Annotated in this window: 13 protein-coding genes and 1 riboswitch; of the genes, 5 read left to right on the top strand and 8 right to left on the bottom strand. The window is 72.3% G+C overall.

Features of this window, described 5'->3' with window-relative positions:
* Window positions 1-3 precede the first annotated feature (3 nt).
* From ACIBQX_RS01155 to ACIBQX_RS01140, 4 genes are read left to right on the top strand one after another with little or no spacing between them, the layout of a single operon-like run.
* On the top strand, window positions 4-1197 hold the full coding sequence (locus ACIBQX_RS01155) for a thiolase family protein (RefSeq protein ID WP_396999329.1): 1194 nt from the start codon (window positions 4-6) through the stop codon (window positions 1195-1197).
* A 23-nt stretch (window positions 1198-1220) separates the two neighbouring features.
* Window positions 1221-2369, top strand: coding sequence for a cupin domain-containing protein (locus tag ACIBQX_RS01150; RefSeq protein WP_396999328.1), 1149 nt, complete (start codon window positions 1221-1223; stop codon window positions 2367-2369).
* Window positions 2366-3202 carry a fumarylacetoacetate hydrolase family protein gene (locus ACIBQX_RS01145; protein WP_396999327.1) on the top strand — a complete coding sequence of 279 codons (837 nt, stop codon included), beginning with the start codon at window positions 2366-2368 and terminating at the stop codon, window positions 3200-3202. Before ACIBQX_RS01150 ends, ACIBQX_RS01145 begins: the two co-directional genes overlap by 4 nt.
* Window positions 3202-3924, top strand: coding sequence for a maleylpyruvate isomerase family mycothiol-dependent enzyme (locus ACIBQX_RS01140; protein WP_396999326.1), 723 nt, complete (start codon window positions 3202-3204; stop codon window positions 3922-3924). Before ACIBQX_RS01145 ends, ACIBQX_RS01140 begins: the two co-directional genes overlap by 1 nt.
* 15 nt (window positions 3925-3939) lie before the next feature.
* Here ACIBQX_RS01140 and ACIBQX_RS01135 read toward each other — a convergent pair whose 3' ends face one another.
* The 8 genes from ACIBQX_RS01135 to ACIBQX_RS01100 all read right to left on the bottom strand — a co-directional run bounded on the left by ACIBQX_RS01135 (window position 3940) and on the right by ACIBQX_RS01100 (window position 12005).
* Window positions 3940-4866 carry a D-alanyl-D-alanine carboxypeptidase family protein gene (locus ACIBQX_RS01135; RefSeq protein WP_396999325.1) on the bottom strand — a complete coding sequence of 309 codons (927 nt, stop codon included), beginning with the start codon at window positions 4864-4866 and terminating at the stop codon, window positions 3940-3942.
* A 13-nt stretch (window positions 4867-4879) separates the two neighbouring features.
* Window positions 4880-5017, bottom strand: a riboswitch (cyclic di-AMP (ydaO/yuaA leader).
* An 87-nt stretch (window positions 5018-5104) separates the two neighbouring features.
* Window positions 5105-5317, bottom strand: a complete 213-nt coding sequence (locus tag ACIBQX_RS01130) for a hypothetical protein (protein ID WP_396999324.1) — start codon at window positions 5315-5317, stop codon at window positions 5105-5107.
* A 98-nt stretch (window positions 5318-5415) separates the two neighbouring features.
* A complete protein-coding gene (locus tag ACIBQX_RS01125) occupies window positions 5416-5793 on the bottom strand; it encodes a hypothetical protein (protein ID WP_396999323.1) in 378 nt (125 codons plus the stop codon).
* A gap of 269 nt (window positions 5794-6062) precedes the next feature.
* Complete coding sequence (locus ACIBQX_RS01120) at window positions 6063-6764, bottom strand: hypothetical protein (RefSeq protein WP_396999322.1); 702 nt, start codon at window positions 6762-6764, stop codon at window positions 6063-6065.
* Between the two features lies 1 nt (window position 6765).
* Window positions 6766-10836: a hypothetical protein gene (locus tag ACIBQX_RS01115; RefSeq protein WP_396999321.1), complete on the bottom strand. Its 4071-nt coding sequence runs from the start codon at window positions 10834-10836 to the stop codon at window positions 6766-6768.
* 7 nt (window positions 10837-10843) lie between these two features.
* Entirely contained in the window at window positions 10844-11158 is a 315-nt protein-coding gene (locus tag ACIBQX_RS01110) for a hypothetical protein (RefSeq protein WP_396999320.1), read from the bottom strand.
* Window positions 11155-11535 (bottom strand): YbaB/EbfC family nucleoid-associated protein, encoded by a 381-nt coding sequence (locus ACIBQX_RS01105; RefSeq protein ID WP_396999319.1) that lies wholly within the window; start codon window positions 11533-11535, stop codon window positions 11155-11157. Before ACIBQX_RS01105 ends, ACIBQX_RS01110 begins: the two co-directional genes overlap by 4 nt.
* A 95-nt stretch (window positions 11536-11630) precedes the next feature.
* Window positions 11631-12005, bottom strand: coding sequence for a nitroreductase family deazaflavin-dependent oxidoreductase (locus tag ACIBQX_RS01100; protein WP_396999318.1), 375 nt, complete (start codon window positions 12003-12005; stop codon window positions 11631-11633).
* Window positions 12006-12112: 107 nt separating this feature from the next.
* On the opposite strand from ACIBQX_RS01100, the gene ACIBQX_RS01095 reads away from it, so the two are divergent.
* Window positions 12113-12778 (top strand): TetR/AcrR family transcriptional regulator, encoded by a 666-nt coding sequence (locus ACIBQX_RS01095; RefSeq protein WP_396999317.1) that lies wholly within the window; start codon window positions 12113-12115, stop codon window positions 12776-12778.
* Window positions 12779-12784 lie beyond the last annotated feature (6 nt).

Raw genomic sequence — 12784 nt, 5'->3', positions numbered from 1 at the left:
ACCATGAAACTGGACAAGGCGGCCATCCCACTGGGACTTGCCTGGTCATCACCGTTCGCTCGCTGGCAGGGCCCGCTGGCCGAGATGAGCAGCCTCGATCTCGCCGTCGACGTCACCGCGCGCCGGCTGGCGACCGCCGGGCTCGACACCGGCCGGATCGACGGGCTGGTCCTGGGCATGACGGTGCCGCAGCCCACGTCCTTCTACGGCGCGCCCACCGTGGCCGCCCGCCTCGGCCTGGACGCCGTGACCGGCCCCATGATCGCCCAGGCGTGCGCGACCTCCGCCGCCATCGTGCAGGCCGCCGCCGTCCAGATCGAGAGCGGCGCCCAGGAGGTGACGCTGGCCGTGGCCGCCGACCGGACGAGCAACGGCCCTCTGCTGATCTACCCGTCGGCGTCCCGGCCGGGCGGCGCGCCCGTGACCGAGCACTGGGTGCTCGATCCGATGCGCCAGGACCCGGCCACCGGCCAGTCCATGCTCGACACCGGCGAGAACGTCGCCGCCGACGAGGGCTACACGCGCCAGGAGATCGACGAGGTCACGCTGCTCCGCTACGAGCAGTACCGCGCCGCGCTCGCCGGCGACCGCGCCTTCCAGCGCCGCTACCTGGTGGAGGCGCACGTGCCGGGACGCCGGGGAGCGGTGACCGTGGTCGCCGAGGACCACGGCGTGTACGACACCAGCGCGGAGGGCCTGGCCAAGCTGGCGCCCGCCTCCCCGGACGGAGTGATCACCTACGGGTCCCAGACCCACCCGGCGGACGGCACGGCCGGCATGGTCGTGACCAGCGCCGCTCTGGCCCGGGAGATGAGCGGGGGAGCGGGCGTGGCCCGGCTGCTGGCCGTCGCCTTCGCGCGGGTGGAGCCGGCGCGCATGCCCAAGGCCCCGGTGCCCGCCGCGCGTGCCGCGCTCGACGACGCCGGGCTGGACATCACCGACATCGACCTGGTGACCACGCACAATCCGTTCGCGGTCAACGACCTGTACTTCGCCCGCCGGACGGGCTTCCCGCTGGAGCGGATGAACCCGTACGGCTCCAGCCTGATTTACGGCCACCCGCAGGGGCCCACGGGAGCCCGCGCGATCGCCGAGCTGATCGAGGCGCTGCGCGAGCGAGGCGGCGGCCGCGGCCTGTTCACCGGCTGCGCCGCCGGGGACAGCGCGGGCGCGGTGGTCGTGGAGGTCACCGACTGATGAGTGAGCCGAAGGAGCCAGACATGACCGAGACCGCGAACTCGCCGGTTCGTCTCACCGTGGTCGACTCGCCGGACCAGCCGACGCCGTCAGCGGCGTTGGAGGAGCTGTATCGCGGCTTCGAGCAGGAGCTGCTGGTCCCGCTGTGGACCGAGATCGGTGACCTGATGCCGCCGCACCCACGTTCCAGGGCGGTCCCGCACCTGTGGCGGTGGGAGAGCCTGCTCGCTCTGGCGGGCCGGGCGGGGCGCCTGGTGCCCGTCGGCCGGGGCGGGGAGCGGCGGGCGATCGCGCTGGCGAACCCGGCGCTGGCCGGCCGGCCGTTCGCGACGCCGACGCTGTGGGCGGCGATCCAGTACCTGATGCCGGGCGAGGACGCCCCGGAGCACCGGCACACCCAGCACGCGTTCCGGTTCGTCGTCGAGGGCGAGGGCGTCTGGACCGTGGTCGGCCGCGATCCGGTGCCGATGCGCCGCGGGGACTTCCTGCCCCAGGCGGGATGGAACTGGCACGCCCACCACAACGCCACCGGCGAGCCGATGGCGTGGATCGACGGCCTGGACATCCCCTTCCAGTACGCCACCGACGCCCAGTTCTTCGAGTTCGGCCGGGAGGAGATCAGCGCGGCCGAACGCACCACCCCCGAACGGTCCCGATCGGAGCGGCTGTGGGGCCATCCCGGCCTGCGCCCGGTCTCGGTCACCGGATCCCAGCCCGGCACCCCGTTGCTGGCCTACCGGTGGGCCGACACCGACCGCGCGCTGACGGACCAGCTCGACCTCGAGGCCGAAGGCCATGCCGGGACCGTGGAGCCCGGCCACGCGGCGGTGCGCTACACCAATCCCACCACGGGCGGCGACGTGCTGCCGACCATCCGGGTGGAGATGCACCGGATCCGGAGCGGCGCGGAGACCGCGCCTCGCCAGGAGGTCGGCTCCTCGGTGTACCAGGTCTTCGACGGCAGCGGGCGGGTCACGGTCGGCGACGTGTCCTGGTCGGTCACCCGGGGCGATCTGTTCGTCGTCCCGTCCTGGACGTCGTTCTCGGCCAGGTCCGAGGCCTCGGCGTCCGACTCCGACGCGGGCGCCCTCGATCTCTTCAGATTCAGTGACGGGCCGATCTTCGAGGCGCTGCACCTCGACCGCGCCCACGTGGAAGGACGGAACGCATGAAGCTCGCCACCATCCGCACCGCCGGCGGCGCCACCCGGGCCGTGCGCGTCGAAGGGGAGACCCTGGTAGACCTCGGCCTCAACGACGTCGGCGAGCTGCTCGCCCAGCCGGACTGGGCCGCGCGAGCCGCGCGGGCGACGGGAAGCACAGTGGCGAGCGTCGGTTACGCGCCGGTCGTCCCCCGCCCCGGCAAGATCGTCTGTGTCGGCCTGAACTACCGCAACCACATCCTCGAAATGGGCCGGGAGCTGCCGCGCCACCCCACGTTGTTCGCCAAGTACGCCGAGGCGCTCATCGGGGCCGACGACGAGATCCGGCTCCCGCCGGAATCCGGGCAGGTGGACTGGGAGGCCGAGCTCGCGGTCGTCATCGGGAAGACCGTGCGGCGCGCCGGCGAGACCGACGCCGTCGCGGCCATCGCCGGGTTCGCCCTGTTCAACGACGTCACCATGCGCGACTGGCAGTACCGCTCGGCGATGTGGCTGCAGGGCAAGACCTGGGAAGGCAGCACGCCGTTCGGCCCGTACCTGGTCACCCCCGACGAGCTGCCCGGCGGCACCCGGCCGTCGCTCACCCTGACCGGATCCGTCGACGGCGAGACCGTGCAGCGAGCCGACACCTCGGACCTCGTGTTCGACCCCGTCGACCTGGTGCGCTACGTCTCCACGATCGTCACGCTCAACCCGGGTGACGTCATCGCCACCGGCACCCCCGGCGGGGTCGGGCACGCCCGGAAGCCCGCCCGGTACCTCGCCGACGGCAGCGTCCTGACCACCGAGATCACCGGACTGGGCCGGTCCGAGGCCAAGGCCGTCGCCGAGTCGGTGGCCTGATGGCCGCGGGCAGGAGCCGCGCCGACAGCCTGCGCTGGACGGCCCAGGGTACCGAGATCTTCTTCGGCGCCCTGGACACCCTGCCGGACGACCGGCTGCTCCGGCGGACGGCGCTCGACGGCTGGACCGGCGGCCACCTGCTGGCCCACGTCGCCGCCAACGCCGACGCGCTGGTCAACCTGGCACAGTGGGCGCGCACCGGGGAGGAGACGCCGATGTACGCCTCCCCGGCGCAGCGTGACGCCGACATCGAGGCCGGTGCCGCCCGGCCGGCGGCCGAGCTGCGCGCCTGGGCCACGCGGTCCGCCGGCACGCTTCAGGAGCGGCTCGCCGAGCTGGACGAGCGGCAGTGGGCCCGTCAGGTCCGCACCGCCCAGGGCCGCACCGTCCCGGCCGGCGAGATCCCCTGGATGCGGGCCCGTGAGGTCATGGTCCACGCGGTCGACCTGGGCGCGGGCGTGGGCTTCGACGCTCTCCCGGCCGACTTTCTCGCCGCCTTGATCGGCGACATCACCGCCAAACGGTCCGGCGCCGGTGACGGCCCCGCGCTCACCGTCACGGCCACCGACCACGACGGCGAGTGGTCCACCGCGGGCGCCGGCGGCTCCATCCCGGTGACCGGCACCCTCGCCGGCCTCGCGGCGTACCTCTCCGGCCGGGGGACGGACGCCGTCACCGGCCTCGGCGGCCGACCGGCGCCGGAGCTGCCCCGGTGGCTCTAGGACCGCGTGCCGGGCTCACCGGTCGTCGGCGGCCGCCGCCCAGTCCAGCAGGGCCTGCGCGGTCTCGAAGCGGCGGCTGGAGTCGGTCTCGCCGAGGAGTACGCCGATGAGACGGTCGCCGTCGTGCTCGGCCGCGAAGGCGAGGGTGTAGCCCGCGGCCCGGGTGTAGCCGGTCTTCACGCCGAGGACGCCCGGGTTGCCGAGCAGCCGGTTGGTGTTCTTCCAGCTGTACGAGCCGTGCTCGGACGTGGCGCTGACCGAGTGGTAGCGGGTCGAGGTGACCGTTCTGAGGGTCTCGTCGTCCAGCAGCGCCTTGGCGAGCATCGCCTGGTCACGGGCGGTGGAGTAGCCGCCGCCCTGGTACGGCATGCCGTCGGCGTTGACGTACATGGTGTCGTTCATGCCGAGCTCGCGGGCGGTGGCGTTCATCTCGGCGACGAACGTCTTCACGCCCGGCCCGTAGGCGCGGGCGAGCGCGTGCGCCGCGTCGGCCCCCGAAGGCAGCATCAGCCCGTACAGCAGGTCCTCGACGGTGAGGACGTCACCCGCGCGCAGGTAGGCCACCGACGCCCCGCCTTGCGCGCCGTACCGGACGTCCGCAGTGGTGATCTTGACCTTGTCCGTCGGCTTGGCCTGCTTGAGCACGGTGTAGGCGGTCATCGCCTTGGTGATGCTGGCGACCGGCCGGCGCAGGTCGGCCTCCTTGCTGAAGCGCACCTCGCCGCTCTCCGCGTCCATCAGGTACGCGGCGCTGCCGAGCACGGCGGGAGCGTCGGTGACGGGGGATCGGGTCTGGGCGGCGGCCGTGGCGTCGGCGGTGACGGCAGTGGCGGCAGTGGCGGCCGGCGAGGCGGCCTGCGCGGCACCGGCGCCGACGGTCAGGGCGCCGGTGGCGACGGCGAGGCCGAGCAGGGCATGGCTGAGCCGGTTGGTGAGACGCATGAAAAAGGGTTGCTCCTAGCTTCCATACCGCCTACCGGGTTAGCTGACGGGTTCGGGCGTGGAAGTGCCCTACAGCGCGGACATGCGCTGATTCACCCCAGAAGAGTGGGTCCCCGGCTCCGCCTGACGGCGGATTAGGCGGCCGCGCGAAGGCACGGTCCGGGCAATGAACAGCAACGGCCGCATGTACGGGACCGCCGCTCGCAAGCCCCAAACGTAGCAAACGGGTATAAATCGGTCAAGAATCGTTATGATCGCCCGCCCACGAGGGAGTCGCACCCGGTGTACGGGGGGAACAGTGATCCGGGTGCCGGGCGAAGTCGATCACCCGGTCCAGCTGGGCCAGAGCATGCTCCAGCTCGGCCATCTTCGCCGCGATGCGGTCGCGCTCGACGGACAGGACGTCGAGGACCTCGGGCGTCGCGGTGCCGGCGTCGACGCAGGGCAGCACGCGCAGGATGGTCCGGGTTCCTGAAGCGCGGCGCGCGGACGGTGTACGCGACCGCCCGCCGCGTCGTACGGACAGCGGGGCCCGGACCGGTGCGCCGCTCAGAGCAGCCGGGGCAGTCCGTAGCGGAGGGCCCGGATGAGCAGGGACCGGGTGAGCCAGCCGAGCCCGGCGGTGAACAGCGGCGCCCAGAACAGCGGGCTGAGGGAGTAGACGATCACGAACACGAGCGGCACCCACGGCTCGTGCACCGCGCGGTACAGCAGGGTGGTCTTACGCAGCCTGATCACGCGGGCGATGTCGGGCAACGCGAAGAACAGCAGGACGGCGACGGAGGCCACCACGCCGCTGGTGAGGCCCTGCGCGATCGCGAAGCCGCCGACGAAGACCGTGGCCACCCACCACGCGATCTTCCTCAACCACGGCCTGCGCTGCTCGGGATCTGCCGGCACTTCGTCGTATGGGAGTTCGAGGGTCACCCGACCAGCGTAGCCACCCGGAGGTGGGGAGGCCGCTCCTCCCAGGTCACCGGTCGGCGTGACTTACCTGGACGGCCGTTTCTCGAAGCATGAGGGGCACCCCCTCGCCGCAGCGGTTCCAGCAGGCGCAGGCCGCGGCTCCTGCTGACCCTGTCGCTCGCGACCGCGCACGACCCTCGCCAGATGCGGGAGCTGTTCGGGGAGCACGGCAAGCCACAGGCGGCGAAACTCCCCTGAGAGACCTCCCGGAAGGGCCGTCCGGCGGCGCCTCACGCAGGATCGGGGCGCCTCCACAGGAGGATGGCGGACGCGTGTGCGGACCGGTGGTACGAGGGCAGGTCGTCGCCGGTCCAGTAGACCTCGACCTGCGGATCGTGCTCGCCCATCTCCAGCAGTTCGTCCTGCGCCTCCAGGGCGAGCTCCCAGGCAGGGACACCTGGGTCCACCTCGGCCAGATAGACGCGGCGCGGCCCCGAGGGGCCGGCACGCCAGGCGCGCCGGACCTCCACGACGCCCGCGTGCTCGCTCAGCGCGTCGACCGCGAGGTGGTCGGTGAGGTCGAACAGCTCGTCCTCCAGGTCGGCGAACTCGCCAGGGACGCCGTCCGTCAGGTCGAGCCCGGCGGGCACGCGTGCCGGCCGAGCCGCATCGGGGGAGAAGACGTGATCCGTCGCGGGTGTGCCGGCCGCGACCGCGACCGCGTCGGTGCCCGCCGGGTCACCGTCCGCGCCGAGCGCGGCGAGCATCTCGCGCAGGACGGCGACCTCCTCGGCCGTCAGCGCGACCCCGCCCGCCACCGCCGCCATGGTCACCGTGTCGGGCAGGTAGGACAGCTCACCCCTGGCCAGCATGGCGCGGACCCGGGTGATCAGCTCGTCGGGCACCTGACCGGCCAGGCGGAGCAGCAGCCTGTGCGCGCCGCTGTAGAGCCGCCACGCCCTCTCGTCCAGCTCGCCCCACTCGGCGCTCACGTCAGCTCTCCTCCATCACGATGATCTCATAGGACCGCGGCGCCTCCGGGATGACGCCCCGGACGACCATGTCCGCGGCCAGCCGGTCCGCCTCCTCGCGAAGCCGCGCGGCCGATTCCGGATCGTCGACCCGGCGCGTACGCGAGTGCGGTGGGAAGACGGACTCCTGGTCCTCGGCGAAGGAGGAGAAGACGGAGATGTCGCGCGCCTGCCGCCCGGTGAGCCGATAGACGACCAGGACCTTGCGGTCGCCGGCCGGATTCTCCGCCATGAACCGGATGGCCACCTCCAGCAGCCCGCTCACGCTCAGGAACTCCCGGGCGGTCCCGTGCGGGTGCAGCCGGGAGCCGTAGATGGGGGAGTGTACCGGGGTGATCCAGTCCCCCCGGTACGCCTGCACGGGGTTCTCCGGTGAGCCGACGCCGGGTAGCCGCGTCATCGCGTCGTGCACCATGTCGGCGTGCCAGCGCATCTCGTCCCACAGGCGTGGCGTCACCCCGTCGAGGTGCTCCTTCAGCGCGTTCCACGCTTCCCGCCGGTCCCTGCGCGCCTGTCTGAGCTCCCCGCCCGCCTGTCTCGCCTCTTGCGTACGGCCCCGCTCCTGCAGGCCGGCGACCCGCTGCTTGGCCTCGTCCGTACGGCGGACCGCGTCGACGTAGGAGCCGGCGAGCGGGCTCAGCGGCGAACGCGAGTCGAGGTGACCGTCCCCGACGTGCAGCATCGGGCGCAGCGCCATCGGCAGGGGCAGCGCCTTGGTGCCCGCGGCCAGGTTGTCCAGGTAGTCGCCGACCAGCCGGCCGGCCTTGTCCGCCATGCGGTGGCGGACCAAGGACTCCGACATTCCCGCGGTCCACAGCTGAGTGCGCGTCACGTTGTTGATGAGGTAGTGGCTGTGCCGGGTGTACACGGTCAGCGCCATCACATGCGCCGGTGACAACCGCTCGCCCAGCGCGCGCACCTCGGCCGGGTCCGCCGGGTCGATGCCGGAACGCCGCAGCCAGTTCGACAGATCCGGGTCGGTCACCTGGCCGCTGGCGAGCTGTGGCCAGAGGCGGTCGACGGTCTCGCGGACCTTGGGATGCTGCGTCTCGGAGAAACCGGCCTTGTCCGTGGCATTCGCGAAATATCGGTGCTCGTGTGGGAACATGCCGTCGGGCAGGATCTCGTGCCGCAGTGTGGCGAGATCGAGGCCGGGCAGGTCGCGGTAGAAGTCCACGGCCGAGGGCCGGGAGCCGGGGTCGAGCCTCATCCCGCCCACGTCGGCGATCTGCGCGCCTCTGGCGATCTCGAACAGGGAGTGGTCCAGGCCCGGCAGCATCCAGCCCATGAGCGCGCCGAGGAACCGCTCGGTCGTCGGACGCCCCAGGTCGAGCATCTTGACCGCGGTGAGCATCTTGGCCGTGGTGCCCGAGATCCCGTCCACCACGAGGAAACCCTCCCCGGAGACTTTGCTCGCCCACCGGGTCGACGTGGACTCGTGCGCGGTCGCGCCCTCCCTCCAGGGCAGCGGCGTGTCGGGGCCGAGCCCGCCGTCGACGTTCTCCTCCACCAGCGCCCGCTCGAATCTGCCCAGCGGCGCGCCCAGCTCTTCGTAATGAGCGGGTGTCGTATGGAGGCCGAGCCGCTGGATCTCCGATTCCGAGCGCTCGTTCCGGTTGTGCTGGCTGCTGACCATCTCGGCGACGTCCCGGGCGCCACGTTCCGACAGCATGCCGACGTTGCCCGTGCCGAACGGGTCGCGGGCGAAGGTGTAGCTGTCGTCCATGAACCTGGCCTCCAGCCGTCCGAGCAGCGGACGGTGGAGTCGCTCGTCCAACTGGTGGTGCGCCCGGCGTACCTCGGCGACGTCGAGACCGACCTCGCGAGCCCGATCCCAGGCGCCGGTGTCCATGATGCGGAGCAGGGCCTTGCCGAAGATGTGCGGGTTGTGGCGGTTGTAATAGGCGGCGTTGTAGACCGCGGTCACCAGTTCGCGGAGGTTGCCGTGGGCGAGCAGGTCGTCGACCGTCAGGCCGGCGCGCGTGCCCACCTGACCGGCGCTGGCCGGGTCGTCCTTGAAGAAGGGGCTCTCCGCGCGGCGGGCGAAGGCGGCGGGCGACTCGCCCGGTTCCCCCGGGGTGAGGGCCAGGAGGACGTCCCGCAGCTTGCTCAGCACCGTGCGGGCGGCGTCCAGGGTCTGCGGGTCGTTGAAGTAGTGGGCGCCCAGACGCCGCTCGAACTTCGTGGCGTCCGCCGACCAGCGGGGATCGTTGTAGAAGCGTTCGAAGTCGAACGGGACCCGCGCGGGAGCGCTTCGCGAGCCCGCCTCCTCCGGGGGCGAAGCCGGATCGCCGTCCGCTCGGGACGGCATCGGCGGCACGCTCGCGAGGGTCGGCGGCACGCCTGCCGGCGTCGGCGGGACGCCTACCAGGGACGGGGGCATGCCTGCCGGCGTCGGTGGCACGCTCGCGAGAGACGGCGGCACGCCTTGCTGGGACGGGGGCACGCCTGCCGGGGTCGGCGGGAAGCCTGCCGGGGTCGGTAGGACGCCTGCCGGGGGCGGTGGGACGTCGCCGGCGGCGGCCGGAGTGGTGCGGTCCGGCGGGTGCGCGCGAGGCGCGCTGTCTCCGGGCTCGGGGACGTGGCTGAGCAGCCGCTCGATCCGGCTGGTGGGGACCGGCTCGCTGAGCGCTCCCTGACCCCCCGCCGCACCGCTCTCACCGCGGCCCGCTCCCGGTGGCGGCACGTCCGGGGCAGCGCCCTCCGCGCCCTCCGCGTCCCCCGTGTCACGGCGCGGCGTGCCGCCGGACAGCGGGTCGCCAGGCCGCCGCACGCCACCATCGGCTGTCTGCTCAGTGGCGTTCCGGGACGCGGGGGCGCTGTGCTCGCGCGGGGGCGGAGGTGCGGGTTGGTCGAGGGGGCGCGGTGACGGATCCGCCGTGCCGCCGCGCTCGGCTCCGCGTACGGGCGACGAACCCTGATCCGGTACGGTGTGCGCCCCCGTCTCCCCCGGAACGCCGGGGCCTGACGGCCGCTCCGCAGGAACAGGAACCTGCGGGACAGCGTCCTGGCCGTGGCGCACCTGGCTCAGAGAGGTGCCGCCATCTGGGCCGGTCACGCGGGCGCCCGGCGAGGGACCGGGTGACGAGGTGGGAGAGGGAACAGCGCGGGGATCGGCCGAGGGGTCGCCGCCCTTGGGAAGGGTCGTGGTCAGGTGCTGGCCATCGGCGCCGAGGGCGCTGGAGGTCATGCCCTTGGCGAGGAGTTCCCAGCTGAAGTCGCCCTGGGCCAGCATGGTCCCAGCCGTGGTGAGCCCACCGGTCAGCGCGTCCTGGGCGGCCTGACCGTGGAGCGACGAGGTGGCGGCCGCCAGCAGCCGCTCGGCCGTGCTCATCTCCGCTCTGGTCAGCCCGGCGCGCAGCGCGGGTGTGGCCAGCCGGGTCAGCCCGCCGGACAGGAGCCCCATCGCCCCTCCCATGGCCCCGCCGCTGAGCGCGGAGATGCCGAGCTGCCGCAGGTCGAGCTCGTCCCTGCGTCCCTGGGGCAGCTGGGTGAGCTGGACGCCGCCGTCCATGGCGGCCACGACCCCGGCGAAGATCGCGATGTTGGCGAGCGTGCGTTCGGCGATCTGAGCGACGGTCATGCGGGCGAGACGCACCCGCGCCGGGATGATCGCCAGGGTGGCTCCGCCGCTGGCCAGCGAGGCGGCCAGCAGGTACGTCAGCTGCGCGATCAGCAGCCAGACGGTGAGCTCGATCATGTACTTGGCGCACTGGATCTGCACGCCGACGCCGTTGAGCGCGACGGCGGCGTTGACGAGGCGGTTCACCACGTCGGCGACCTGGGCGTCGGTGGCCTTGGCGACGTACTCGGCGAAGGCCAGGTGGGCGCTGCCGTCCCAGTCCGCGCCGATCTTGGCCGCGGTCCACGGCTGGTCGGCGGCGGTGCCCTCGACGAGCCGGTGAGCGGCGGACACACAGGCGTCGGCGAGTCTGAAACAAGCTGTTTCGTCCCCTTCGGGCCAGTCCATACCGACCACCCAGCCGACGTACCCCTTGGCCCAGTCAGGGACCAGGACACCGTCGAACCCCATGCGACGGTCAGGAACCGGCAGCGGGGGGACGGTCCGCCGCCTCGTAATTAGCCGCGCTGGTGTGCAGGCCGGGAGCGATCCGGTCCAGCGCGTCGATGTAGGACCGCAACGCGGTGAAGATGCCCGATTCGATCCCCGGCAGCTTCTTGGCGAGTTCCGCGCCGTACTCGTCGTCGCCGAGCGCCTTCCTGTCGTGGTCGAAGGCGGCTCGCAGGAGGTCGCGCACCTCCGCCGCGTTCCGCCGCTGTTCGTCGTAGGCGCGGGAGCCGCGGCGCAGCGCGTCGGGGCGGACGTCGAAGCCGTCCCGGGACGGCTCGGTCATGCGTCCCCGTCCACGGGGGGCGGCAGGAACGCGTCGAGGGTGACGCCTTGGCCGAACACCTCGTCGTAGGGCAGTTCCGCGGGCATGAGCGGTGCGATGAGCCGTCTGCGCTGCTCCGCGACGTCCGCGGTGGCCCGTGCGGCCTGCTCCATGATCGCGCCGGCCAGCTCAGACGGGGACAGGTGCCGGTACGCCCGCGGATGGAGCCGGATGTCGTGGAGCCGGCCCTGAGGACCCACCGTCACACTGATCATGCCGTCCGCGGACTGTGCCGTGGCCTCGATCGCCCCCACCGCCTGGTAGGCCGCGCGCGTGCCGGCGATCCGCTGATCGATGTCGGCGGCCAGCTCCTCGACCGCCGCTTGGAACTCGTTCACTCGGCCATCACCTGCCACTTGGTTAACGAATGACTCCTATATTGCCGCGTAGTTAGGCTGTTTGCTCAAATTCCGATTTGCTCAAATTCCGATCGTCAGCCCGTGGCCAGGTCCATGCGGAGGAACTCGGTGATGCGCAGCAGCCTCGGTGGGCGTGCCACCTTGTCGGGGAGGGCCTGGAACGCCTCGTCCTCCCCGATGAGGCGCGGGACGGCGAGCTCCACCTCCCGCCCGTCGACCCGGAGCCGCGCACCGCCGGCCGCCAGGACGTTCCGCACCCAGTCCGAGCCCGATCCGTACACCAGGACGAACAGGTAGCCGCCGTCGACGGGATACGCGTCGAGCGGCGTGTGGTACGTCGCACCGGACGTGCGGCCGACGTGCGTAAGCACCGGCCACTTTCCGCCCGCGACCGCGCGAGGGTTGAACACCCGCTTGTTCACCTGCCCCCACCACCTCGGCATCGGCATTCGGGACCACCTTCTCTCGTCGTGACTTACACTCGTAAGGAAACTTACGCCAGTAAGGCTGACTTACACTCGTAAGGTTGTCAACCCGCGCCCACCCAGGAGTCGTCGTGTCCCCAGCACCGCTACCGCTCAGCCGAGGTCGCGTGCTCCAAGCCGCCATCAGGGTCGCGGATCGCGGCGGCGTGGAGGCGATCACGATGCGACGGGTGGCGCAGGAACTGGGCGTCGAGGCGATGTCGCTCTACCACCACGTACCGAACAAGGACGCGATCCTCGACGGCGTGGTCGACACGGTGTTCGCCGCGATCGAGCTGCCCGGCGCCGAGCGCGGCGATTGGCGCGACGCGATCCGGGCGCGCGCTCACTCCGCGCGTACGGTCCTGTCGCGGCACAGCTGGGCTCTCGCTCTCCTGGACTCCCGCCGCCACCCGGGGCCGGCGACGCTACGCCACCACGACGCCGTCCTCGGCGTCCTCCGGGAGGCGGGGTTCACCCTGCCGATGGCCGCGCACGCCGTCTCGCTCATCGACAGCTACATCGGCGGATACGTCCTCCAGGAGGCGAACCTGCCGGTGAAGACGCCCGCCGACGTCGACGAAGTGGCCGGCGGCATCCTCGCGCAACTGCCCGCGGACGAGTTGCCGTACCTCGCGGAGATGATCGTCGAGCACGCCCTGCGGCCGGGCTACGACCACACGAGCGAGTTCGGCTACGGCCTGGACCTGATCCTGGACGCGCTCGAAGCTCGCCGCGGGCAGAGCCCCGCCACGTGAACCTCG

This window comes from Nonomuraea sp. NPDC049714 (assembly GCF_044465295.1).
Lineage (GTDB): Bacteria > Actinomycetota > Actinomycetes > Streptosporangiales > Streptosporangiaceae > Nonomuraea.
The sequence above is the reverse complement of the archived record's forward strand: the minus strand, read 5'-3'. Positions and strand labels throughout refer to the sequence as shown.